This window comes from Streptomyces caniscabiei (genome assembly GCF_014930365.1).
GTDB lineage: Bacteria > Actinomycetota > Actinomycetes > Streptomycetales > Streptomycetaceae > Streptomyces > Streptomyces caniscabiei.
Genome location: NZ_JABXWI010000004.1, coordinates 263,616 through 287,083 on the forward strand (window position 1 = coordinate 263,616; position 23,468 = coordinate 287,083).

18 protein-coding genes are annotated in these 23,468 nt (G+C 72.3%); 8 read left to right on the forward strand and 10 right to left on the reverse strand.

The annotated features are described in order from the left end of the window. Positions 1–394: 394 nt before the first annotated feature. A complete protein-coding gene (locus tag HW837_RS12945) occupies positions 395–2,353 on the forward strand; it encodes a PAS domain S-box protein (RefSeq protein WP_193379711.1) in 1,959 nt (652 codons plus the stop codon). 33 nt (positions 2,354–2,386) lie between these two features. Here HW837_RS12945 and HW837_RS12950 read toward each other — a convergent pair whose 3' ends face one another. Then, the gene (locus HW837_RS12950; protein ID WP_193379710.1) at positions 2,387–2,689 is read right to left on the reverse strand and encodes a putative quinol monooxygenase; all 303 of its coding nucleotides are present in this window, start codon (positions 2,687–2,689) and stop codon (positions 2,387–2,389) included. Between the two features lie 121 nt (positions 2,690–2,810). Beyond that, positions 2,811–3,773, reverse strand: coding sequence for a carbohydrate kinase family protein (locus tag HW837_RS12955; protein WP_193379709.1), 963 nt, complete (start codon positions 3,771–3,773; stop codon positions 2,811–2,813). 250 nt (positions 3,774–4,023) lie between these two features. Here HW837_RS12955 and HW837_RS12960 point away from each other — a divergent pair, with 250 nt between their 5' ends. From HW837_RS12960 to HW837_RS12975, 4 genes are all read left to right on the forward strand, one after another. Continuing rightward, entirely contained in the window at positions 4,024–5,058 is a 1,035-nt protein-coding gene (locus HW837_RS12960) for a sugar ABC transporter substrate-binding protein (RefSeq protein WP_045561195.1), read from the forward strand. A gap of 129 nt (positions 5,059–5,187) precedes the next feature. Further along, positions 5,188–6,201: an ABC transporter permease gene (locus tag HW837_RS12965; protein ID WP_045561196.1), complete on the forward strand. Its 1,014-nt coding sequence runs from the start codon at positions 5,188–5,190 to the stop codon at positions 6,199–6,201. Continuing rightward, positions 6,198–7,028: an ATP-binding cassette domain-containing protein gene (locus HW837_RS12970; protein WP_045561197.1), complete on the forward strand. Its 831-nt coding sequence runs from the start codon at positions 6,198–6,200 to the stop codon at positions 7,026–7,028. The genes HW837_RS12965 and HW837_RS12970 overlap by 4 nt, the downstream gene beginning before the upstream one ends. A 76-nt stretch (positions 7,029–7,104) precedes the next feature. Continuing rightward, the gene (locus HW837_RS12975; protein WP_193379708.1) at positions 7,105–8,127 is read left to right on the forward strand and encodes a LacI family DNA-binding transcriptional regulator; all 1,023 of its coding nucleotides are present in this window, start codon (positions 7,105–7,107) and stop codon (positions 8,125–8,127) included. A 24-nt stretch (positions 8,128–8,151) separates the two neighbouring features. On the opposite strand, the gene HW837_RS12980 is transcribed toward HW837_RS12975, so the two are convergent. From HW837_RS12980 to HW837_RS12995, 4 genes are all read right to left on the reverse strand, one after another. Then, positions 8,152–9,888 (reverse strand): sensor histidine kinase, encoded by a 1,737-nt coding sequence (locus HW837_RS12980; RefSeq protein ID WP_193379707.1) that lies wholly within the window; start codon positions 9,886–9,888, stop codon positions 8,152–8,154. 200 nt (positions 9,889–10,088) lie between these two features. Beyond that, the gene (locus tag HW837_RS12985; RefSeq protein ID WP_045563613.1) at positions 10,089–10,781 is read right to left on the reverse strand and encodes a response regulator; all 693 of its coding nucleotides are present in this window, start codon (positions 10,779–10,781) and stop codon (positions 10,089–10,091) included. 321 nt (positions 10,782–11,102) lie between these two features. Then, positions 11,103–11,567, reverse strand: coding sequence for a pyridoxamine 5'-phosphate oxidase family protein (locus HW837_RS12990; protein WP_045563614.1), 465 nt, complete (start codon positions 11,565–11,567; stop codon positions 11,103–11,105). 176 nt (positions 11,568–11,743) lie between these two features. Next, a complete protein-coding gene (locus HW837_RS12995) occupies positions 11,744–12,811 on the reverse strand; it encodes a zinc-dependent alcohol dehydrogenase family protein (RefSeq protein WP_193379706.1) in 1,068 nt (355 codons plus the stop codon). 308 nt (positions 12,812–13,119) lie between these two features. On the opposite strand from HW837_RS12995, the gene HW837_RS13000 reads away from it, so the two are divergent. Continuing rightward, positions 13,120–13,710, forward strand: coding sequence for an Rv1733c family protein (locus HW837_RS13000; RefSeq protein WP_045563616.1), 591 nt, complete (start codon positions 13,120–13,122; stop codon positions 13,708–13,710). Between the two features lie 126 nt (positions 13,711–13,836). Here HW837_RS13000 and HW837_RS13005 read toward each other — a convergent pair whose 3' ends face one another. Continuing rightward, a complete protein-coding gene (locus tag HW837_RS13005; RefSeq protein ID WP_193379705.1) occupies positions 13,837–15,555 on the reverse strand; it encodes a sensor histidine kinase in 1,719 nt (572 codons plus the stop codon). 204 nt (positions 15,556–15,759) lie between these two features. Here HW837_RS13005 and ppdK point away from each other — a divergent pair, with 204 nt between their 5' ends. Then, complete coding sequence (ppdK, locus tag HW837_RS13010) at positions 15,760–18,447, forward strand: pyruvate, phosphate dikinase (protein WP_193379704.1); 2,688 nt, start codon at positions 15,760–15,762, stop codon at positions 18,445–18,447. A 187-nt stretch (positions 18,448–18,634) separates the two neighbouring features. Here the strand turns inward: ppdK and HW837_RS13015 are convergent, their stop codons facing one another. Beyond that, entirely contained in the window at positions 18,635–19,531 is an 897-nt protein-coding gene (locus HW837_RS13015; protein ID WP_193379703.1) for a universal stress protein, read from the reverse strand. A gap of 25 nt (positions 19,532–19,556) precedes the next feature. Next, positions 19,557–20,387 (reverse strand): universal stress protein, encoded by an 831-nt coding sequence (locus HW837_RS13020; protein ID WP_045561202.1) that lies wholly within the window; start codon positions 20,385–20,387, stop codon positions 19,557–19,559. A 269-nt stretch (positions 20,388–20,656) separates the two neighbouring features. Between HW837_RS13020 and HW837_RS13025 the strand changes: the two genes are divergently transcribed. Beyond that, the gene (locus HW837_RS13025; protein WP_193379702.1) at positions 20,657–21,049 is read left to right on the forward strand and encodes an STAS domain-containing protein; all 393 of its coding nucleotides are present in this window, start codon (positions 20,657–20,659) and stop codon (positions 21,047–21,049) included. Between the two features lie 18 nt (positions 21,050–21,067). Here HW837_RS13025 and HW837_RS13030 read toward each other — a convergent pair whose 3' ends face one another. Then, entirely contained in the window at positions 21,068–23,446 is a 2,379-nt protein-coding gene (locus HW837_RS13030) for a phosphoketolase family protein (protein ID WP_193382304.1), read from the reverse strand. Positions 23,447–23,468 lie beyond the last annotated feature (22 nt).

Genomic DNA, 23,468 nt, shown 5'->3' on the forward strand with positions numbered 1-23,468 from the left:
GGCCCCTTCCCTGCTGAGCCCGGTCGGCCCGCGCGAGCGCGGACATGGGCCCGGCCGAAGGTGCCCGGTCGGCTGCGCCCATGGTGTGGTCCGGGGCCGCCCCGGTCAGGCAGCCCGCACCGGGATCGTCCGGGTCGCCGTCTCCGGCACCGGGACCGCGACGGTCAGGACACCGTCCTTGTACTCGAGCCGATCGGGCCCGAAGGGTGCCTGTCGGTCCTGGATTTCCGACGTGTCCTGGCTCTCTCGGGCACCGGACGTGACGGGACGGGCATTTGAGGCGCGAATCATGCAAATCCATTCGATAGAAGCACAGTTGATGACAAACAGTGGTCCGACCGGCATCGATGCAGTGGGATGACCCGATCGTCAGGGAAGGCGGGGTGGGACGGGCATGGACAACTTCGTCCCGGTGGCGCGGGCACGGCATGCCGAGGCCATCGATCGGGAGTGCTGCCGATGCGGTGCGCGACGGGAGGCCGACGGCGGACCGAGCGTCGTCGAGGAGCGGTTCCGAGGGCTGCTGGAGGCCGCCCCGGACGCCATGGTCATCGTCGACGACACCGGAACCATCCGGCTGGTCAACGCCCAGACGGAGGCCCTCTTCGGCTACCGGCGCGAGGAACTGCTCGGCCACCCGGTCGAGTTGCTCATCCCGCACCGCTTCCGTGACCACCACACCCGGCACCGGGGCGGCTACGCCGCCAACCGGCAGGTGCGTCCGATGGGCGCCGGCCTGGAGCTGCACGGCCTGCGCCGGGACGGCACCGAGTTCCCGGTCGAGATCAGCCTCAGTCCCCTGGAGACCGCGGACGGACTGCTGGTGTCCGCCGCCGTACGGGACGTCAGCGACCGCAAGGCCGCCGAGCGGCGCATCAACGAACTGGCCGCGCTCGTCGAGTCGTCCCAGGACGCGATCCTCGCCAAGACCCTCGACGGCCACATCACCTACTGGAACGCCGCCGCCCAACGGCTGTACGGCTACACCGCCGAGCAGGCCATCGGACGCCACATGTCCTTCCTCGCCCCGATGGACCGCAGGCACGAGATCAGCGCGCTCATGGAACGGCTGCGGCGAGGCGAGAAGGTGGAGCACTTCGAGACGTTGCGGCTCACCAGGACAGGGGCCCTGCTGGACGTCGACGTCACGCTGTGGCCGACCAGGGACACCGACGGCACGGTCGTCGGGGCCTGCGCCATCGTCCGGGACATCAGCGACCGCAAACGCGCGGAGGCCGAGCTCACCGCCCTGTACGAGCAGCAGCGGCACATCGCGCTCACCCTCCAGCGCAGCCTCATGGGCACCCCGCCCGCGATCGCCGGGCTGGCCACCGCGAGCCGCTACCGTCCCGCCACCCAGGGCGCGGGCGTGGGCGGCGACTGGTTCGACCTGGTCCCGCTGGGGGCCGGCCGGGTCGGTGTGCTGATCGGTGACGTCATGGGGCGCGGTCTGGAGGCCGCCGCCGTGATGGGCCAGTTGCGGTCCGCCGCGCACGCGCTCGCCAAGACCGGGATGCAGCCACGTCAGCTGATGCAGGCCCTCGACACCTGCGTCGCCGACCTCGACGTCCCCGACCAGCTCGTCACCTGCTGCTATCTGGTCATCGCCCCCGACACGGGCACCGTGACCGTCTGTTCGGCCGGTCATCTGCCGACGCTCATCGCCTCCCCCGGCGATCGCGTCCGCCGGCTCACCACACCGGTCAACGCGCCCCTCGGTGTCGGCGGCATCCTCTACCAGCAGTCCTGCGAGCAGATCCCGCCGGGCGCCACACTCGTCCTCTACACCGACGGCCTGGTCGAGACACCGGGCAGCGACATCGACGACCACATCGGCGAACTCGTCTCCTCCCTCGACGGGTTCTTCGTCCACGACTCGTGCCTGGAGGCCGCCGCCGACCATGTGCTCGCCCGGCTGCTGCCCGACGCCGAGAGCCACAACGACGACGTCACGCTGCTCCTCGCGCAGCTGCCGGCCGCCCCGCTCGCGTCCGTCACCACCGAGCTGCCCGCCGTACCCTCGTCGGTGCCCGAGGGCCGCGAGTTCCTCACCAAGGCCCTCGCCTCCTGGGGCTGCGCCGGATCGGCGGACCACGCGCTGCTGCTGCTCTCCGAGACGCTGACGAACGCCGTGCAGCACGCGGAGGGCCCCATCGGTCTCCAGGTCTGCCGGACCGACACGGACCTGACGGTCGAGGTCAGCGACAGCAGTCCCCAACTGCCCCAGCCGCGCCTGGCGGCCGAGGACGAGGAGTCGGGGCGCGGTCTGCACCTGGTCCGCGCGCTCTCCGACAGCTGGGGAGTGCGCCCCACGGACGACGGCAAGACCACCTGGTTCACGCTCAAGCTGTGACGCCGGGCCGTGCCGCCCCGTCGGGCGGGCGGGTCACGGGTGGGTGGTCAGCGGATCGAGGAACGTCAGTACGGAGGCGTCCTCCTCGATCAGCGGGGTGAGGGCGGCGTTGAAGGGGGCGCCGTAGGGGGCCTTCAGGTGGGCCTGGAAGGCGTTCTCGTCCCGGTAGACCTCGAAGATCCAGTAGGCGCGCGGGGCGGCCGCCTTGGTGTAGACGTCGAAGGTGAGGTTGCCTTCTTCGGCGCGCACCTTCAGGGCGTAGTCCTGGATCAGGCGGGCGACCTCGTCCTCCGTGCCCTCTCGGGCGGTGAACTCGGCGAGCAGGGTCTTCGTCATGGTTTGCGTGTCCTTGTCCGTGGTGGGGCCGGGGTGGCCGTACGGGCCGCCGGGTTCGGGAGCGGGCCGCCGGGTCGGGGGCGGGGGTGGGCGGGGCGCGGAAGCCGGGGGCGTACTGCCGTCAGGCGTCGGCGGTGGTCGCGTGCGCCGCCAGCTGCTCCTGCCAGGGCGGGTTGGGGCCGGCGACCGAGCAGGTCAGGGCGGCGACCCGGGCGGCGAAGCGGCAGGCCTCGGCCACGTCGTCGAGGGCGAGACCGTCCAGCCGGCCGCCGAGGAGGTCACGTTCGGCGAGGTGGTGCAGCAGTCCGGCGGTGAAGGAGTCGCCGGCGCCCACCGTGTCGACCACCTGGGTCGGCACGCCGGGCACCCGCACCCGTTCGCCGTCGAGGGAGGCGAGGGCGCCGTCGGCACCGAGCGTGATCACGACCAGCCGTACCCCCGCGGCGTGCCAGCGGTCGCACGCCTGCTCCGGCGTGGTGCCCGGCAGCAGCAGTTCCAGGTCGTCCTCGCTCAGCCGCAGGATGTCGGCGAGACGGCACCAGCGGGCGAGCCGTTCCCGGTAGACGTCGGGGTGGACCAGCAGCGGCCGGACGTTGGGGTCGATGCTGACGGTGGCCCGGGGCGAGGCCCGGGCCAGGAAGTCCTCCACCGCGGTGGCGCCCGGTGCGCGGACCAGTGCCAGTGAGCCGGTGTGCACACAGGCCGCCTCCGCCAGGTCCACCCGCCCCAGTTCCTCGGGGGTCCACTGCCAGTCGGCCGTGTTCTGGGCGTGGAAGGAGAACGCGGCCTGCCCCCGTGCGTCCAGCTCCGCCACGGCCAGCGTGCTGGGTTCGGCGGCGGCGACGGCGTACGACAGGTCCACGCCGGACGCCTCCAGATGAGCGCGGAAAAGACGTCCGAACAGGTCGCCGGAGAGGCGGGCGAGGAAGCGGGCCGGGGTGCCGAGGCGGGCCAGCGCCACCGCGGTGTTCGCCGGGCCGCCACCTGGCAGGACGCGCAGCGCGAGCTCGTTCGCGGCGGCCGGGGGTTCGGCGAACGCGTCCGCTACGCACTCTCCGAGGACGGTGATCTGGCGCGGGCTCATGGGCTGCTCTTCTCTCCGGCGCGGACCGGGACAGCGGGCGCTTCGTGACACGGCCACCGGCCGGGCGGCGGGGCGGCGATCGTGGACGTTGCCGATTTGTGACGGGTGCAAGGCATTGACGTTGCGGCGAGAGGGAGTCCATCATCCTCGCCATGCAGTGTCAACGATGACATAAGTCAGCGATGACACATCGGGGCGGCATGCTCCGAACTCCCGGCCCCGTGCCGCTCGTCTTCCCACAGGAGTGTTCATGTCTCGCACCACTCGCCTGTCCTCCGCAGTCCTCAGAGCGGCCGCCGCGACCGGCGTCGCCGCCCTCGCCCTCACGGCCTGCGGTCCCGGTTCCGGCGCCGACTCGGGCTCCGGTTCGGGTTCGTCCAGCGCCGGTTCGGGCGACGTCAAGGTCGGTCTGATCACCAAGACCGACACCAACCCGTTCTTCGTGAAGATGAAGGAGGGCGCGGAGAAGTCCGCGAAGGCCGAGGGCGTCGAGCTGATGACCGCGGCCGGCAAGTTCGACGGGGACAACGCCGGTCAGGTCACCGCCATCGAGAACATGGTGGCCGCCGGGGTGAAGGGCATCCTGATCACCCCCAGCGACTCCAAGGCGATCGTGCCGGCGATCGAGAAGGCGAAGGCCAAGGGGGTCCTGGTCATCGCCCTGGACACCCCGACCGAGCCGGAGAGCGCCGTCGACGCCCTCTTCGCCACGGACAACGTCAAGGCCGGCGAGCTGATCGGCGAGTACGCCAAGGCCGCGATGAAGGGCAAGGAGGCGAAGATAGCCGCCCTCGACCTCGCGCCCGGTGTCTCCGTCGGCGTGCAGCGGCACGAGGGCTTCCTGAAGGGCTTCGGCGCCACCGAGAAGGACGTCGCGTGCGCCCAGGACACCGGCGGCGACCAGGCCAAGGGGCAGACGGCGATGGAGAACTGCCTCCAGAAGGAGCCGGACATCAACGTCGTCTACACCATCAACGAGCCGGCCGCCCTCGGCGCGTACACCGCGCTGAAGGCCAAGGGCCGGGAGAAGGACGTCCTGATCGTCTCCGTCGACGGCGGCTGCACCGGCACCCAGGCCGTCAAGGACGGAAAGATCGCGGCGACCTCGCAGCAGTACCCGCTGAAGATGGCCGCCGAGGGCGTCAAGGCCGTGGTGACCTACGCCAAGGACGGCAAGAAGGCGTCCGGTTACACCGACACCGGGGTCACGCTGATCTCCGACAAGGCTCAGGACGGCGTCGCGTCGAAGGACACCGCCTACGGCCTGGAGAACTGCTGGGGCTGAGCCGCGCCGAGGACCTAACGAGACTGCCACCTCCCTGAGCGGGGCGGTCGGCCCGTCCCCCGACCGGCGGGAGCGGCCGCCCCCCTTGTCCTGGCGACAAGGAACTCTGTCTTCCGACAAGGACTTCGCATGACAGCCACGTCCACGCCCCCGAGCACATCCTCGCCGTACGCGGAGCTGAAAGCGCCGACGACGGCCCGCAGGCTGCTCACGGCGCCGACCACCGGCCCGCTGGCCGCGCTCCTCCTGGCCTGCGCCTTCTTCTCCCTCTCGACCGACCAGTTCCTCACCGGCGGCAACTTCTCCCTGATCATCCAGCAGGTCATGGTCGTCGGCACGCTCGCCATCGGGCAGACCCTGATCATCCTCACGGCCGGCATCGACCTGTCGTGCGGTGCCGTGATGGCGTTCGGCAGCATCGTGATCGCCCGGATGGCGGCCGAGGGCAGCCTGCCGCCGCTGGCCGCCATCGCCCTGGGCCTGGTCGTCTGCGGCGGATTCGGCCTGCTCAACGGGGTGTTGGTGCAGAAGATCCCGCTGCCGCCGTTCATCGTCACCCTCGGCATGCTGAACGTGGCGTTCGCGCTGACCCACATCTACTCCGAGGAGCAGACGGTCACCAACCTGCCGGGCCCGCTGACGGCGCTCGGCGAGACCTTCCCCCTCGGGTACACCGACGTGACCTACGGCTCGCTCGTCACGATCGCCCTGTTCCTCCTCCTCGCCTACGCGCTGAGCAGCACCGGCTGGGGCCGGCACGTCTACGCGCTCGGCAACAGCCCGGAGGCGGCCCGGCTGAACGGTATCCGTACCTCCCGGCTGACCATCGGCGTCTACACCGTGGCGGGGCTGCTGTACGGCATCGCCGCCCTGCTGCTCATCTCCCGTACCGGTGTGGGCGATCCGCAGGCCGGACAGACCGACAACCTCGACAGCATCACCGCCGTGGTCCTCGGCGGCACCAGCCTCTTCGGCGGACGCGGTTCGGTCCTGGGCACCTTCATCGGTGTCCTGATCGTCGGTGTCTTCCGCAACGGCCTGCAGCTGATGGGTGTCGCCTCGATCTACCAGACCCTGATCACCGGTGTACTGGTGATCCTCGCGGTGACCGTCGACCAGATCTCCCGGAAGAAGGCCCGATGACCGCCACGTCGACCCCCGTTCTGCAGGCCCGCGGTCTGGTCAAGCGGTACGGCCATGTCACCGCCATCGACGGCGCCGACTTCGACCTCATGCCGGGCGAGGTGCTGGCCGTCATCGGTGACAACGGCGCCGGCAAGACCAGCCTGATCAAGGCCCTCACCGGCGCGGTGACCCCGGACGCGGGCGAGATCCGGCTGAACGGCGAGCCCATCGTCTTCTCCGGCCCGCAGAGCGCCCGCGCCCACGGCATCGAGACGGTGTACCAGGACCTCGCCGTGGCCGCGTCCATGGACATCGCCTCGAACATGTTCCTCGGCCGCGAGCTGCGCCGGCCCGGTGTGCTGGGCAGTGCCTTCCGCATGCTGGACAAGAAGCGCATGCGTCAGGAGGCCGCCGAGCACATGGCCGACCTGAAGATCGGTCTGCGCTCGCTCACCCAGTCCGTCGAGACCCTCTCCGGCGGCCAGCGGCAGGCCGTCGCGGTGGCCCGTGCCGTCGCGTGGGCGCGCAGTGTCGTCGTGATGGACGAACCGACCGCCGCCCTCGGCGTCAAGGAGTCCGGTCAGGTCCTCGACCTCATCCGCAGGGTCCGCGACAAGGGCATGCCGGTCGTCCTGATCAGCCACAACATGCCCCATGTCTTCGAGATCGCCGACCGGATCCACGTCCACCGCCTCGGGCGGCGCGCAGCGGTGATCAAGCCGTCCGACTACTCGATGGCGGAGGTCGTCGCCATCATGACCGGCGCGCTCACCGTGGACGCGGCCGGCGCTACTGTCGTAGCGGATTCGGAGGCCGCGAAGGCCGCCGGAGTACAGGCCACCTGACAGTACGACACCGCTCTCGCAGTTCCGGCCGAAGGCCGCGGCCGGGACCGAGAGCCCACAGGAGACGGTTTCCTCCATGGCAGCGAACCGCCGCCCCACCCTGGCCGACGTCGCCCGAGAAGTCGGCGTCAGCGCCAAGACGGTCTCCCGCGTCCTCAACGAGGACGGACCCGTCTCGGCGCAGACCAGGGAACAAGTCCTCGCCGCGGTGGCCCAGTTGGGCTTCCAGCCGAACCTCATGGCACGCAACATGCGCGTCGGCGGCCCGGACACCACCGTCGGGCTGGTCGTCCCCGACCTCGGCAACCCGTTCTTCGGAGCGGTCGCCCGGGGCATCGAGGACAGCGTCCGCGAACGCGGGCTGACGCTGCTCATGGGGTCGTCCGCGGACGACCCCGACCGTGAACGCGCCCTGACGGCCAAGTTCCTGGCCCGGCGCGTCAGCATCCTGATCGTCGTGCCGTCGGTCGGCGCCGACCACTCCCACCTGCGGGCGCAGCGGACGGCGGGGCTGCCCGTGGTCTTCCTCGACCGCCCGGGAGTCGGCCTCACCACGGACAGCATCGTCAGCTCCAACCGGGCGGGGGCCCAGGACGGCGTGGCCCACCTGCTCTCCCACGGGCATCGACGCGTCGGGTTCGTCGGCGACCTGCCCGCCAGGCTGTACACCCGCCGCGAGCGACTCGCCGGCTACCGCGCGGCCCTGGGGGAAGCAGGCATCCCCCACGACCCCGCGCTGGTCGCCGACGCGCACGACCAGCGGGGTGCCGAGGCCGCGACCGCGCAGCTCCTCGCACTGCCCGACCCGCCGACCGCCCTGTTCGCCGGGAACAACATCATGGCGCTCGGCATAGTGGCCGAACTCGCCCGCGGCAAGCGCAAGGAGGTGGCGGTCGTCGCCTTCGACGACGTGTCGCTCGCCGAGGCGCTGGAACCCGCCCTGACCGTCGTCGCGCAGAACCCGGAGGAGATCGGCCGGACCGCCGCGACCACCGCCCTGGCGCGGCTCGACGGCGACCGCTCCCGCGCGCGCACGCTCACCGTCCCCACCCGGCTGATCGTCCGGGGTTCGGGGGAGCAGCCGGCGCCCACCTCTTAGGGCTCGTCCCCGAGGGTTCGTCCGCTACCGGCCGGGCGTCGACGGCACCCGCCACACGAGGGTCGTACCGCCGCCGGGCGGGCTGGTGGTCTCCAGCTCGCCGCCCGACTGCCGGGCGCGTTCGGCCATGTTGCGCAGTCCGCTGCGGCGGCCCTCGGCGGGAATGCCCACCCCGTCGTCGGAGACCGTGAGCCGCACCTCCCGCGCGGCGGCCTCCACCACCACGTCGGCCCGGGACGCGCGGGCGTGCCGGGCGACGTTCGTCAGGGCCTCGGAGAGCACGGCCACCACATGATCGGCGACCTCCTTGGGCACGTCGGTGTCGAGCAGTCCCTCCAGCCGCAGGCTGGGGGCGAAGCCCAGGACGGGTGCCGCCTCGCCGACCACCCGCACCACGCGGGCCCGCAGGCCGACACCGGTGGCACTCTCGCGCGACCGGAGGCCGAAGATGGTCGACCTGATGATCTTGATGGTCTCGTCGAGGTCGTCGACGGCCCGCAGCACCCGCTCGGAGGCCTCCGCGTGCTCGATGAAGCGGCCCGCGCTCTGCAGGGTCATCCCGGTGGCGAACAGCCGCTGGATGGCGAGGTCGTGCAGATCCCGGGCGATGCGGTCGCGGTCCTCCAGCACCGCGATCTGTTCGGCGTCCCGCCGGCGTTCGGACAGCTCCATGGCGACCGCGGCCTGCCCGGCGAAGCCCTGGAGGCGTTCGATCTCCGGCTCGGTGAACACCGTCCGGCCGCCCGCGCGCGCCAGCAGCAGGATGCCGCGCGTTCCCTCCCCCGAGCCGATGGGAACGGCCACGGCCGGGCCGAGACCGGTGAGGCTCGGCACGCCCGTCACGCCCGTCACGCCGGATTCGTCGCGGGAGACGTCCACGCTGGTGACGGGGGCGGCGTCGGAGAAGGCCCGGCCGATCAGATTGCCCTCCAGGGGCAGTACCAGCCCGCGGTGGGCCGCCGCCTCCTCGCCGATGGCGAGGTCGACCGTGAGGGACTCGGTGCCCTCCATCGGCACCGCGACGACCGCGAGGGCCGCGGCCATGATCTCCCGGGCGCGTTCGGCGATCACCCGGAGGACCTCGCCGGGCTCGCCGCCGGACATCAGGCTGTGGGTGATCTCGGCGTTGGCGCGCAGCCAGCGCTCCCGCAACCGGGACTCCTCGTACAACCGCGCGTTGTCGATCGCCACACCCGCCGCCACCGCCAACGTCGACAGCACCGACTCGTCCTCCTCGTCGAACTGCGCCCCACCCCGCTTCTCCGTCAGATACAGATTCCCGAACACCTGCTCACGCACCCGGATCGGCACACCGAGGAAGGTGTGCATCGGCGGATGGTTGGGCGGAAAGCCGTACGACGAAGGGTGCTCGGAGAGTTTCACCAGGCGCAGCGGCTCCGGGTGGCTGATCAGCTCCCCCAGGATTCCGTGGCCCTCCGGGAAGGGACCGATCCCGGCGATCTGCTCCTCGCTCACCCCGACCGTGTGGAACGCCGACAGCCGCTTGCCGTCCGGGCCGATCACCCCGAGGGCCGCGTACTCGGCATCCACCAGCACCGCCGCCGCCTCCACGATGCCCCGCAACGCCTGCTCCAACTCCAGCTCACGCCCGACCGACAGCACCGCCTCCAACAGACTGTGCACCCGATCCCGCGTCCCCCGCGCCGCGTCCAGACGCGCCTGCAACTCCTCCAGCAGCTCATCCAGCCTCAGCTGCGGCAGCAATACACGAGCCTCCCCGGCCCTCTCCACGCCTGCCACCGGTGCTCCTCCACATTCCCCGCAGCCTGCCGGCAGCCGCCCGCTCCGCCGCTGTCGTGGGCCACGGTAACGGCCCGTCAGAGGGGACGGTAGCGGATCCGGTCGCGCACGGGTTCGGCATGGAGGCGGTCCACCCGCTCCTGGCCCGACCGGGCGGTCGTACGGCGTCCGGCCTGCGGCTTCACCCAGGCGTCCGCGGTCTACTGCCCTTCCTGCCGCAGCCGGTCCTGGGCCTGGGTGGCGATGACGGCGGCCTGCACGCGCCGCTCCACACCGAGCTTGGCGAGCAGACGGGAGATGTGGTTCTTCACCGTCTTCTCGGCGAGGAAGAGCCGTTGACCGATCTGACGGTTCGTCAGCCCTTCGCCGATCAGGGCCAGGATCTCCCGCTCCCGCTCGGTCAGACCGGGCAGGGCCTCGGGCTCCTGCTCCTCCTTCGGGCCCTGGCGCAGGCGCGCCATCAGCCGCGCGGTGGCACTGGGGTCGAGAAGGGACTGGCCCGCGGCCACCGTACGCACCGCCGCCACCAGGTCCGAGCCCCGGATCTGCTTCAGGACGTAGCCGGAGGCGCCCGCCATGATCGAGTCGAGGAGGGCCTCCTCGTCGTCGAAGGAGGTCAGCATCAGACAGACCAGTTCCGGCATGCGGGACCGCAGCTCCCGGCACACGGTGATCCCGTCGCCGTCGGGCAGGCGGACGTCGAGCACCGCCACCTGCGGTCGCAGGGCGGGGACGCGCACCAGGGCCTGCTCCACGGTTCCGGCCTCGCCGATCACCGAGATGTCCGGCTCGTCGTTCAGCATGTCGCGCACTCCCCGGCGTACGACCTCGTGGTCGTCCAGCAGGAAGACCCGGATCGGGCTCTCCGAACCCGGCTGCTCGCTGACCGACATCGCTTCACTCCCCGGTTCCGCACTCACGCCGCCCTGTCCGCCACGAACAGTATGGGCCTCGACCCGATGATCCTCGTCGTGTCGGGGCCGGACGGCCAGGGCCTGTCGGCCCTGTTTCGGGAGCGGATCACCGGATGGCCGGAGCCGGTCGGGCCGTTCAGTCCCGACGGGGGACCATCGGCACCTCCGGGATCTCGGTCGCACCCACTGCGAGGACGACATGCGGGGCCGACAACGAGGAGGACGTCGCGATCCCGCCTCCTCCGGTCGCCCTGAGAACGCCCCGCACCGCCCACCGGGTCTCCGCAGGCGGCACGCGACTCAGCGTCGGCGCGGGGCTGGGGGTCGGTCCGTCAGATCCACCCCGTACATCGTCCGGCCGCCGACGAGTTCGCGGCCGGTGACCAGTTCCGCCTGGATGCGGACGAGGACGTCCCGCGGCGCGGCGACCCATGAGCGCGGTCCGGTGTGGGCCAGTCTCGCGCGCTCGGCCGGATCGGTCACGATCGATGCCCTCCCGGTGACGACGACGCTCCAGCCCGAGTGGGCGGCCGTGTCGACCTCGTCGGCCTCGAAGGCGACGACGACTCCGTCCACGGCGCGGGCGAGTTCCGACGCGGCCGACGTACGCAACAGCACCGAACCCTCCCCGTCCAGACAGAAGTTGACCGGCAGCACGGCCGGCAGCGCCTGGCGGGTGTGGACGATACGGCCGAGGGGCGCCTGCGCCAGCAACCGCAGGCACTCCTGCCTGTCGAGTTCGCGGAATCCGTCGTTGGCGTACATCGGCCCATCCGTCTCCTGCTTCGCGCCCCACCCACCCGGACATCGGGTGTGCACTCCATCGTCCGTTCGGAGCGTGCCCGGGACGAGGGCCCATCGGTCCCTGCCGGGCCGGAGAGCGGCCCCCTTCCGCGGAGGTCCACCCGGCCCGGTCGCGCGGGACACGTTCCGAAGGCCGATCAGGCCGGAACCGCGACGACGTCGTGCCGGGGCCCGCCGAGCACGACCTTGAGCGCCCCGGTGTCGGCCGCGCGGGAGAAGACGTCGTACGCCTCCTCCATGCCGTCCAGCGGGAAGGTGTGCGTGACCAGGGACGAGGTGGGCAGCCGGCCGGCGGCGGCCATCCGCAGCAGGGTGGGCGTGGAGTGGGTGTCCACCAGGCCCGTGGTGATCGTCACGTTCTTGATCCACAGGTCTTCGAGGTGCAGCGTGGCCGGCTTGCCGTGCACGCCGACGTTGGCCACGTGCCCGCCGGGACGCACCATACGGGTGCAGAGCTCGAAGCTCTCCGGTACCCCGACGGCCTCGATCACGACGTCCGCGCCGAGCCCGTCGGTGAGGTCGGCGACCAGTTGGTCCGGAGCCTCCCCGGGGTCGGCCACGGCGTCCGCCCCGAGCCGCCTCGCGGCCTCCAGGCGCGCGGGCGCCAGGTCCACGGCGACGATCCGCTCGGGCGAGAACAGGCGCGCGGTGGCGACCGCCGCGAGACCGATGGGCCCGGCGCCGACGACGGCGACGGTGTCGCCGGGGCGGACGCGCCCGTTGACCACTCCCACCTCGTAGGAGGTGGGGAAGATGTCCGCCAGCAGCACGGCGTCCTCGGCGGCCAGGGTGCTGGGCAGCGCGTGGACGGACAGGTCGGCGTACGGGACGCGGACGTACTCGGCCTGGGTTCCGTCGACCAGGTGGCCGAGGATCCAGCCTCCCCCGCCCAGGCACTGGCCGTACGCTCCCTCCCGGCAGTAGCGGCACCGGCCGCAGGCGGTGATGCAGGAGACGAGCACCCGGTCGCCGGGCCGCACGGTCCGTACGTCGCTGCCGACCTCGACGATCTCCCCGACGGCCTCGTGCCCCAGGACCGTGCCGGGTCGCACCTCGGGCACGTCGCCCTTGAGGATGTGCAGGTCCGTCCCGCAGATCGTGACGGTGTCGATCCGGACGATCGCGTCGGTGGGGTCCTTGATCCCCGGGTCGGGCACCTCCTGCCACGACGACTGTCCGGGGCCGTGGAAGACCAAGCCCTTCATGACGATCCCTGCCTCTCTCTGTCTCCCCCGGGTCCGCGGACCGGGCGTTCACCCCTGGACCGCTACGCCCGGACACAGGTGCGGTGCCGGGATTGCCCCGCAGATCCAGCTTGACCCTCCCGGCCGGACCTCGCATGGGCCGGTCGGCCCTCCCGGCGGCCGGGCCCCGACCGGGCCAGGGCTGAAGGTCCCTCCCCGGCAACGGACTTGGCCCCGGTCGGCCCGGGGTCGGCGCCTGCTCGGCCCATGTGACGACCGTTCCCCGGCTGTCACCTTCCTGAAGAGACGGCGACGAGGAGGCTGGGCCGATGAACGGCGGCAGGCACCCGAGGAGGACGAGCAGGGCACTGTGGCGGTGGCGGCGGAACCCGCTGCGCCGACGCGACGACGCGACGGAGGCGTGGATCGTGCTGGCCGTGTGGATCGCCGTCGTGGTCGGCGGCACGATCACCGGAGTCATGACGGTCCGCGCCGCCGAGGGGGTCTTCGCCGAACAGCGTGCCGACCGTCGTCCCGTTTCGGCCGTGCTCGTCTCCGACGTCCCGCGGACGGCCTCGGGTGTGGGCGGCGCGTACGACAGGACCTCGGCGAAGGTGCGCTGGACCACCCCCGAGGGCCTCATCCGTACGGGTTCGACCTCGGTGGAGACCGGACAGCGGGCCGGGACCGGGGTGGAGGTCTGGACGGACGGCCGGGGCGCACTGAGCACGGAGCCGCCCACGCCGACCGAGGCGGCCGTGGAGGCGGGCGTCCTGGGCGTCGCCGCCGGGCTCGCCCTGAGTGGTCTGGTGTTCGGTGTCGGCGGCGCCGCACGCTGGTGGCTCGACCGGCGGCGGGTCGCGCTGTGGGGGACGGAGTGGGCCCGGATCGGCCCGCTGTGGAGCCAGAAGACGGGCTGACCGGCCGCTCCTCACCGCTGACGTCCGCCGTCCGGGAGTTCACCGAGGTCGCCGACGACGAGGTCGGAGACTCCGGGCCTGTCCGGGCACGGGGCCGAGCGGCTCCTCCGCCGCGCCGGACGTCCCCTACGGCCGCGCCACCGGCACTCGCCACACCAGCGTGGTGCCGCCGTCCTCGGGGCAGCTCCACTCCATCCGGCCGCCGAGCTGCCCGGCCCGTTCGGCCATGTTGCGCAGACCGCCGCGGCGGCCGGCCGGCGGTATGCCGACCCCGTCGTCCCGGACCGTCAGCACCAGCTCCCGCCCGTCGGTCGTCACCACGATCTCGGCGCGGTCGGCGTGGGCGTGCCGGGCGATGTTGGTCAGCGCCTCGGACAGCACGGCGACCAGATGGTCGGCGGTCTCCTTCGGTACGTCGGTGTCGATGAGGCCCTCCATCCGGATGCTCGGGGCGAATCCCAGGATCGGCGCCGACTCCGCGGCGATGCGCACCACACGGGTCCGCAGGCCGGCGTCGGCCGCGCCGTCCCGCGTGCGCAGCCCGAAGATGGTCGACCTGATGATCTTGATGGTCTCGTCGAGGTCGTCGACGGCCCGCAGCACCCGCTCGGAGGCCTCCGGGTGCTCGATGAGGCGGCCCGCGCTCTGCAGGGTCATGCCGGTGGCGAAGAGACGCTGGATGGCGAGGTCGTGCAGGTCCCGGGCGATCCGGTCGCGGTCCTTGAGGACCGCGACCTCCTCGGCGTCCCGTCGGCGTTCGGCCAGTTCCATGGCGATGGCCGCCTGGGCGGCGAAGACGCGCAGCGGCTCGGTCTCCTTCCTGGTGAAGGGCGACTGTCCCGCCTCCCGGACCAGGAGGACGACGCCACGGATGCCTTCGTCACGGGTGCCGACGGGGACGGCCACGGCAGGGCCGAGACCCTCGAAGCGCGGCGGTCCGGCCCACACCCGCTCGTCGTGCGTGACGTCCTCGCTGGTGACCACGGTCGCGCCGGCGAACGCCTCGCCGATCAGAGTGCCCTCGACGGGCAGGACCAGCCCGCTCAGCGTCTGCGCCACTTCTCCGATGGCCAGATCCACCGTGAGCGAGTCGGTGCCCTCCATCGGCACCGCGACGACCGCGAGGGCCGCGCCGGTGATGTCCCGGGCGCGTTCGGCGATCAGCCTGAGCACCAGGGCCTGCTCCGCGCCCGACATCAGATCCTGGGTGATCTCGGCGTTGGCGCGCAGCCACCGCTCCCGCAACCGGGACTCCTCGTACAACCGCGCGTTGTCGATCGCCACACCCGCCGCCACCGCCAACGTCGACAGCACCGACTCGTCCTCCTCGTCGAACTGCGCCCCACCCCGCTTCTCCGTCAGATACAGATTCCCGAACACCTGCTCACGCACCCGGATCGGCACACCCAGAAACGTGTGCATCGGCGGATGGTTCGGCGGAAAACCGTACGACGAAGGATGCTCCGACAGCTTCACCAGGCGCAACGGCTCCGGATGACTGATCAACTCCCCCAGGATGCCGTGACCCTCCGGGAAGGGACCGATCCCGGCGATCTGCTCCTCGCTCACCCCGACCGTGTGGAACGCCGACAGCCGCTTGCCGTCCGGGCCGATCACCCCGAGGGCCGCGTACTCGGCATCCACCAGCACCGCCGCCGCCTCCACGATCCCCCGCAACGCCTGCTCCAACTCCAGCTCACGCCCGACCGACAGCACCGCCTCCAACAGACTGTGCACCCGATCCCGCGTCCCCCGCGCCGCGTCCAGACGCGCCTGCAACTCCTCCAACAGCTCATCCAGCCTCAGCTGCGGCAGCAATACACGGGCTTCGTCGGAGCGTGCCACTGCGCTCCTCCGTCCTCGGTCCCAGCAAGGGGGCACCGACCGATCCGGTCATGAGCCACGGTAATCCGCGTGGCCGCGGACCGACAGCGGACCTGGGCCCATCGGCCCGCCACCGGGGACGGACAGCACCTGCCGAACGAAGCCCCGCCCGTTCGACGCTGGAGCCGAAGCGAGTGGGCAGGCCGACCGGAGGAGACCGGCGTCATGGTGCGTTACGTGTACGACTTCACGGAGGGCGGCCGGGACATGGCCGACCTGCTCGGCGGCAAGGGAGCGAACCTGGCCGAGATGACCCGGCTGGGCCTTCCGGTCCCGCCCGGTTTCATCGTCACCACCGAGGCCTGTCGGGCCTTCCTGGCCACCGGTGACGAACCGGAGGGGATGACGGAGGAGATCTCCCGGCACCTGACGGCCGTGGAGCGGGCGGCCGGACGGTCCCTGGGGCAGCGGGACGACCCGTTGCTGCTGTCGGTCCGTTCGGGGGCGCGGTTCTCCATGCCCGGCATGATGGAGACGGTCCTGGACATCGGTCTGAACGACGAATCCGTCCAGGGACTCGCCAAGACGTCGGGGAACGAGCGGTTCGCCTGGGACTCCTACCGTCGGCTCGTCCAGATGTTCGGCAGCACGGTGATGGGGGTCGACTCCGCCCTCTTCGAAGGCGCCATCACCCTGCTCAAGGAGGCCCGGGAGGTCCGGGACGACGTGCGGCTCGACGCGGGCGACCTCGCCTGGCTCGTGGAGACCTACAAGTCCCTGATCCGCGACGAGACCGGGGAGGACTTCCCCCAGTCCCCGGCGGAGCAGCTGCGTCTCGCCGTCCTCGCGGTATTCCGCTCCTGGAACGGCGAGCGCGCCCGCCTGTACCGCCGACGCGAGCACATCCCCGAGGACCTGGGCACCGCGGTCACCGTGCAGCGCATGGTCTTCGGCAACCTCGGCACCGATTCCGGCAGCGGTGTGGCCTTCACCCGGGACCCGGCCACCGGGCGCCCCGGGCTCTACGGGGACTACCTGTCCAACGCCCAGGGCGAGGACGTCGTCGCCGGTATCCGCAACACCGTCCCGCTGACGGAGCTGGAACGGCTGGACCCGGACGCGTACCGGCGGCTGCGCGACCACATGGGCACCCTGGAGCGGCACTACCGCGACCTGTGCGACATCGAGTTCACCATCGAGCGCGGTCGGCTGTGGATGCTCCAGACCCGGGTCGGCAAACGCACCGCCGAGGCCGCGTTCGCCATCGCCGCCGAACTGGTCGAGGAGGGGCTCATCACGCCGGACGAGGCGCTCGCCCGGGTGAGCGGGGACGGGCTGGCGCGGCTGATGTTCCCGCGCTTCGACACCGCCGCGACCGGTGAGGCCCTCGCCCAGGGGCTGCCCGCCTCGCCGGGTGCCGCGGTCGGCGCGGCGGTCTTCGACTCGGCCGAGGCCGTACGCCGGGCCGCCGCCGGCGAGAAGGTCGTCCTCGTGCGCCAGGAGACCACCCCCGACGACCTGCCCGGCATGCTGGCCGCCGAGGCCGTGCTGACCAGCCGCGGCGGCAGGACCAGCCATGCCGCCGTCGTGGCCCGCGGCATGGGCAAGGTCTGTGTGTGCGGCGCCGAGGACCTCACGGTGAACAGCGGCGCCCGGCGCTTCACCACGTCCGACGGCACGGTCGTCGAGGAGGGCACGGTCGTCTCGGTGGACGGCTCGACCGGTGCCGTGTACCTGGGTGGCGTTCCGTTGGTGGCCTCGGCGTTCATGCGCCACCTGGAGACCGGTGAGCAGGCGGACGCGATCGTCGCGGCCGGCGCCCGGGCACTGCGGCACGCCGACTCCGTGCGACGGCTGGAGGTGCGGGCCAACGCCGACACGCCCGAGGACGCGGCCCGCGCCAGGCGGTTCGGCGCGCGGGGCATCGGGTTGTGCCGCACCGAGCACATGTTCCTCGGCGAGCGGCGCACCCTGGTCGAGGCGATGATCCTGGCCCGCTCCGACGCCGAGCGCACACGGGCGCTCGGGGCGCTGCTGCCCCTGCAACGACGGGACTTCGTCGGCATCCTGGCGGCGATGGACGGCCTGCCGGTCACCATCCGTCTGCTGGACCCGCCCCTGCACGAGTTCCTGCCGGACCGCACCGAGCTCGCCGTCCGTGTCGCCGCCGCCGAGGCCCGTGGTGAGCTGCCCGCCGCGCACGACACCGAGCTGCTGGAGGCGGTGAACCGTATGCACGAGGAGAACCCGATGCTCGGGCTGCGGGGCGTGCGCCTCGGGCTGGTGGTGCCCGGTCTGGTCGCCATGCAGGTCCGGGCGATCGCCGAGGCAGTCGTGGAACGCGTCCGGGCCGGCGGCGCGCCGCACGCGGAGATCATGGTCCCGCTGGTCGGCGCGGTGGAGGAGCTCCGGCTCGCCCGCGAGGAGGTGGAGCGGGTGCTGGCCGAGGTCGAGGAGGAGACCGGTGTGGTCGTGCGCTGCCCCGTCGGCACGATGATCGAACTGCCCAGGGCCGCGCTCACCGCGGGCCGGATCGCCGAGGAGGCGGAGTTCTTCTCCTTCGGCACCAACGACCTGACCCAGACCGCGTGGGGCTTCTCCCGCGACGACGTCGAGGCGGCCTTCTTCTCCGCCTACCTCGACAAGGGCGTCTTCACGGCCTCGCCGTTCGAGACGATCGACCGTGACGGTGTGGGCCGCCTGGTGCGGATCGCGGTCGACGAGGGCCGCGCGGCCCGTCCCGACCTGACGATCGGGGTGTGCGGCGAGCACGGCGGGGACCCGGAGTCCGTGCACTTCTTCCACGCGGCGGGGCTCGACTACGTCTCCTGCTCCCCGTTCCGCGTCCCCGTGGCCCGCCTGGAGGCCGGCCGGGCCGCCCTGTCCGGGACGGATGCCGGCGACAGCCGCTGACATCCGTCCCCCGACCCGGGACCAACGGCACATGTGCGGCAGCACGGTCCGCGGGACAGTGAAAGACAGGAGCGGCACCGATCCCCCGCGGTGTCGCTCCGCCCCGTACCCGTGAAGACGTCCGCACCCGCGAAAGCGCCGCCCTGCCCCTCCTGTCCGGGGGCGGGGCGGTCGGGCGGGCGCCGCGTCAGAAGTGCGGGACGACTGCCACCGGGGCCCTGGAGCGCCGTACGACCGCGTAGGTCACGGGACCGATGTGCGGGGCCAACGGGGTGCGGCGGATGCGGCGGCCCACGACCACCAGGCAGGCGTCGGCGGAGGCGTCCACCAGATGTGCGCCGGCCCGGCCGACCACGGCCTCCTCGGTCACCCGCACGCCCGGGAACTTCTCCCGCCAGGGAACGAGTACGGCCGACGGCCCCTGCTCGGCCTCGGCCTTGGACGGCCCCTGCTCGTCCCCTGCCGTCCCGCTGTCGCCGTACGGCGGCGTGCCGTGTCCGTGGACGACGCGCAGGCCCGTCGCACGCCGTGCCGCCGCTTCGAAGGCGAACGCGAGGACCGTGTCGTCGGGATCGTCGAGGTCCAGCCCCAGCACGACGTCCCGGTAGGCGGTCGGCCCGATACCGGGGGCGTCGGGCCGGTACTCACCCACTGCCTCGGCGCGGACGAGGACGACCGGTCGTCCGGCCCGCGCCACCACGGCCGCCGCGACCGACCCGAGGAGGAACCCGGCGGCCCTGCCCAGCCCCCGTGACCCGAGCACCAGCACCTCGCTGTCCCCGGCCACCGCGACCAGGGCCGACGCGGGGTGCCCGGGGAGCCGGTCGGCCTCGACCGGCAGGCCGGGGTGGCGGTGGGCCAGTCGGGTGACCGACTCGCGCAGCAGTGCGGCGGCGCGGTCGGCGCCGGGCGGCGCGACGCGTTCGCCGGCGAAGGGCACGTAACTGTGCGGGGGAAGGTCGTCGGCGTGCACGACCCGCAGGGGCAGGGAGTACATCAGGGCCTCACGTGCGCCCCAGTCGGCGGCCGCACGGCTCTCCGACGATCCGTCCAGTCCGACGGCGACGAAACGGGACGGTGACATGGGCCGGCCTCCTGGTGCTCCACGGTCATGCGGCGGGTACGACGACCACCGGGCAGTGCGCGTGGCGCAGCAGGACGGGGGCGACGTGCGTGTGGGGCGGGGCGACGGCGGAGGTCCGGTGGTGCGAGCCGACGACCACCAGGCCGGCCTCGCGGGTCGACGCCAGCAACGCCTCCGGCGCACTCGTCCGCACCGTCATGGCTTCCACCGCGACATCGGCGTACCGCTCCCGCAGCGCGGCCAGGGCGAAGCGCGGGACCGCTTCCTGCACTCGCTCGTGCGAGGTGGCCGGGTCCCGTCGCGGGCCCTGTGTGCCCACGAGCGGTGGCAGTGCGGGCGTGACCTGGTGGTGGGGCCAGGAGTGCAGGACACGCAGCCGGGCGCCGCGTCGCCGGGCCTCCTCGAAGGCGTAGACGGCGGCTCGTTCGTCCCTGTCGTCCTCCAGGCCGAGGACCACCACGCGCCCGCTGTCGCACGGGTGGTCCCCGCGCACGACGAGCAGGGGACCGCGCGCACGGCGGGCCAGCCGCAGGCCGACCGACCCGAGGAGCAGGCCGGCGACGCGCCCCATGCCCCGGGATCCCACGACGGTGAGCGCCGCGTCGGCACCCTCCCGTGCCAGCGCCCGTACGGCGCCGCCCTCGGCCGCGACGGTCCGCACCGGGAGGCCGGGGTGCCGCGCGCGGACGCGTGAGACGGCGGCGGCCAGGATCGGCACCGTCTCGGCGCGGTCCGCGGCGGCGCACACCGGCCGCAGCTCGGCGTCACGGCGGATCGCCTCCCCGGCCGCCCAGTCCAGGGCCCTGGTGGAGGACAGGGTGCCGTCCACTCCGACGACGACATGGTGGTGGGTCATGGCTCGGCTTCTCTCTCGACAGGCTGTGACCGGGGAGCACCGGACGGTGGCCCTCACCCACGATGTTCGCCGTGGGCCGCCTGCGGGGGCAGGAGCCGGGAGAACCCGGCGGCGTGCCGAACGGCCCCTGCCCGCAGGGACGTTCGGGCCGTGGCGCGGGAGCCGTGACGTGTGGGGTGGCGCGATGCGGGCCGACCGGGCCATGAGGGATCGGCGGTAGGGACCGAACGGCCCTACCGCCGATCGCACGGGTTGGTTTGTCTTTCTCCATGGACGGCAACCACACGAGGTCCTCCCCGTACCGCACGACGCGGGCGGCCGACGGCAGCACGGTCGTGACGCTGCACGGCGAACTCGACCTGCCGGCGGTACCGGCCCTCTCGGCGGCCCTGGACGACCTGACAGCCGTGCCCCGCCCCGACCTGGTGCTGGACTTGCGTTCCGTGACCTTCGTCGACTGCTCCGGTCTCGGCGTCCTGTGCCGGGCGAAGAGCCGGATCCGGGGCCGGCACGGCCGGCTGCGGCTGGTCACGCGCGCGAGCGCCTTCCGGCGGCTGCTGCGGTGCACGGGGCTGAGCGACGCCTTCGAGGTGCGCCCGGACCTGCCCGAGGCGCTCGCCGACGGGGTACCGACGGAACGGGCCACGGCCGCACGCGGGTGAGACCGTGGCCCGGCGGCGTCAGTCCCAGTGCCAGTCGACGATCTCCGGCAGATCGGTCCCGTGCTCGCGGATCCAGGCGTGGTGACGGGTCCGCGCGTCCGCCATCTGCCGGCGTACGGCGGCGGCGCGGACGGCGAGCCCGGGAACGCGGTCGATGACGTCCATGACGAGGCGGTAGCGGTCCAGGTCGTTGCGGACGACCATGTCGAACGGAGTGGTCGTCGTCCCGGACTCCTTGTAGCCGCGGACGTGCGTGTTGCCGTGGCCCGCGCGGCGGTAGGCGAGGCGGTGGATGAGCCACGGGTAGCCGTGGTAGGCGAAGATCACCGGCTTGTCCGTGGTGAACAGGCCGTCGTACTCGAAGTCGGTCATGCCGTGCGGGTGCTCCTCGCGGGGCAGCAGCCGGGTCATGTCCACGACGTTGACCACCCGTACGGCGAGCTGGGGCAGATGGCGGCGCAGCAGCTGCGCGGCGGCCAGCACCTCCTGGGTGGGCACGTCTCCGGCGCAGGCGAGCACCACGTCCGGTTCGCCGCCGTTCTCGCTGCCCGCCCAGTCCCAGATGCCGGCGCCGCGCGCGCAGTGGGTGCGGGCCTCGTCCATCGACAGCCAGTCGAAGCAGGGCTGTTTGCCGGCCACGATCACGTTGACGTAGTCGCGGCTGCGCAGGGCGTGGTCCGCGACCGACAGCAGCGTGTTGGCGTCCGGCGGCAGATAGACGCGGACGACCTCGGGGCTCTTGTTGAGGACGTGGTCGACGAAGCCGGGGTCCTGGTGGGAGAAGCCGTTGTGGTCCTGGCGCCAGACGTGCGAGGTGAGCAGGTAGTTGAGGGAGGCGATGGGGGCGCGCCAGGGCAACTCGCGTGATGTCCTGAGCCACTTGATGTGCTGGTTGACCATGGAGTCGACGATGTGCACGAACGCCTCGTAGCAGGAGAACAGTCCGTGCCGGCCGGTGAGAAGGTAGCCCTCCAGCCAGCCCTGGCAGAGGTGTTCGGAGAGGATCTCCAGGACCCGGCCGTGCCGGTCGAGGTGTTCGTCGACCGGCAGGTGCTCGGCCTGCCAGGCCTTGCCGCTGGCGTCGAAGACCGCCTGCAGGCGGTTGGAGGCGGTCTCGTCCGGTCCGACGAGCCGGAAGTCCCGGCGGAGCCGGGTGTCCTTCATGACCTGTGCCAGGAGGTCGCCGAGGACCCGGGTGGGCTCGTGGAGCGTCGTGCCCGGCTTCTCGACCGGGACGGCGAAGTCGTCGAGGGAACGGATGGGCAGGTCGCGGACGAGGAGTCCGCCGTTGGCGTGCGGGGTGGCGCCCAGGCGCCTGGTGCCGGAGGGGACGCAGGCGAGGACGTCGGCGACGGGACGTCCGTCCGGGCCGAACAGCTCCTGCGGCCGGTACGAGCGCAGCCAGGCCTCCAGTTGACGCAGGTGCTCGTGGTTCTCCCGTACGCCGGCGAGCGGCACCTGGTGGGCACGCCAGGTGCCCTCGACGGGGTGTCCGTCGACCTCGGCGGGGCCGGTCCAGCCCTTGGGGGTGCGCAGCACGATCATCGGCCAGCGCACGCGTTCGGCGACGCCGTCCTCGCGTGCCGTGCGCTGCATCAGGGCGATGCTGTCCAGCGCCTCGTCGAAGGCGTGCGCCAGGGCGCGGTGGACGGTGGCCGGGTCGTCCCCGGTGACGTGCAAAGGGGCGTGGCCGTAGCCGCGCAGGAGGGCGTCGAGTTCGGCCTGCGGGAGGCGGGAGAGCACCGTCGGGTTGGCGATCTTGTAGCCGTTGAGGTGGAGGATCGGCAGGACGGCGCCGTCGTGGACCGGGTCGAGGAACTTGTTGGAGTGCCAGGAGGCGGCCAGCGGCCCGGTCTCCGCCTCGCCGTCGCCGATGACACAGGCCACCAGCAGGTCGGGATTGTCGAAGGCGGCGCCGTAGGCGTGGGCGAGGGAGTAGCCGAGTTCACCGCCCTCGTGGATCGAGCCCGGGACCTCGGGCGCGACATGGCTCGGCACCCCGCCCGGGAAGGAGAACTGCCGGAAGAGCCGTTCCATGCCGGGCGCGTCGCGGGTGACGTCCGGGTAGGTCTCGCTGTAGCTGCCGTCCAGCCAGGAGCCGGCCAGTACGGACGGCCCGCCGTGCCCGGGTCCCCAGACGCACAGGGCGTCCAGGTCGCGGGCTTTGATCACCCGGTTGAGGTGGGTGTAGACGAGGTTCAGGCCCGGCGAGGTGCCCCAGTGCCCGAGCAGCCGCGGCTTGATGTGCTCCGGGAGCAGCGGTTCGGTCAGCAGGGGGTTGGCCATCAGGTAGATCTGTCCGGCCGCGAGGTAGTTGGCGGCCCGCCAGTGGGCGTCCAGGGTGCGCAGCTCGTCGTCGGAAAGTACGGTGACGTTCTGGTGTTCGACCTGGGTCATGGGTGACTCCGGAACTCATCGA

What these genes read in the sequence shown, in the direction of transcription:
- HW837_RS12945 (WP_193379711.1), top strand. Translation starts at nt 395, where the DNA reads ATGGACAACTTCGTCCCGGTGGCGCGGGCACGGCATGCCGAGGCCATC.
- HW837_RS12950 (WP_193379710.1), bottom strand. Translation starts at nt 2,689, where the DNA reads ATGACGAAGACCCTGCTCGCCGAGTTCACCGCCCGAGAGGGCACGGAG.
- HW837_RS12955 (WP_193379709.1), bottom strand. Translation starts at nt 3,773, where the DNA reads ATGAGCCCGCGCCAGATCACCGTCCTCGGAGAGTGCGTAGCGGACGCG.
- HW837_RS12960 (WP_045561195.1), top strand. Translation starts at nt 4,024, where the DNA reads ATGTCTCGCACCACTCGCCTGTCCTCCGCAGTCCTCAGAGCGGCCGCC.
- HW837_RS12965 (WP_045561196.1), top strand. Translation starts at nt 5,188, where the DNA reads ATGACAGCCACGTCCACGCCCCCGAGCACATCCTCGCCGTACGCGGAG.
- HW837_RS12970 (WP_045561197.1), top strand. Translation starts at nt 6,198, where the DNA reads ATGACCGCCACGTCGACCCCCGTTCTGCAGGCCCGCGGTCTGGTCAAG.
- HW837_RS12975 (WP_193379708.1), top strand. Translation starts at nt 7,105, where the DNA reads ATGGCAGCGAACCGCCGCCCCACCCTGGCCGACGTCGCCCGAGAAGTC.
- HW837_RS12985 (WP_045563613.1), bottom strand. Translation starts at nt 10,781, where the DNA reads ATGTCGGTCAGCGAGCAGCCGGGTTCGGAGAGCCCGATCCGGGTCTTC.
- HW837_RS12990 (WP_045563614.1), bottom strand. Translation starts at nt 11,567, where the DNA reads ATGTACGCCAACGACGGATTCCGCGAACTCGACAGGCAGGAGTGCCTG.
- HW837_RS12995 (WP_193379706.1), bottom strand. Translation starts at nt 12,811, where the DNA reads ATGAAGGGCTTGGTCTTCCACGGCCCCGGACAGTCGTCGTGGCAGGAG.
- HW837_RS13000 (WP_045563616.1), top strand. Translation starts at nt 13,120, where the DNA reads ATGAACGGCGGCAGGCACCCGAGGAGGACGAGCAGGGCACTGTGGCGG.
- ppdK (WP_193379704.1), top strand. Translation starts at nt 15,760, where the DNA reads ATGGTGCGTTACGTGTACGACTTCACGGAGGGCGGCCGGGACATGGCC.
- HW837_RS13015 (WP_193379703.1), bottom strand. Translation starts at nt 19,531, where the DNA reads ATGTCACCGTCCCGTTTCGTCGCCGTCGGACTGGACGGATCGTCGGAG.
- HW837_RS13020 (WP_045561202.1), bottom strand. Translation starts at nt 20,387, where the DNA reads ATGACCCACCACCATGTCGTCGTCGGAGTGGACGGCACCCTGTCCTCC.
- HW837_RS13025 (WP_193379702.1), top strand. Translation starts at nt 20,657, where the DNA reads ATGGACGGCAACCACACGAGGTCCTCCCCGTACCGCACGACGCGGGCG.
- HW837_RS13030 (WP_193382304.1), bottom strand. Translation starts at nt 23,446, where the DNA reads ATGACCCAGGTCGAACACCAGAACGTCACCGTACTTTCCGACGACGAG.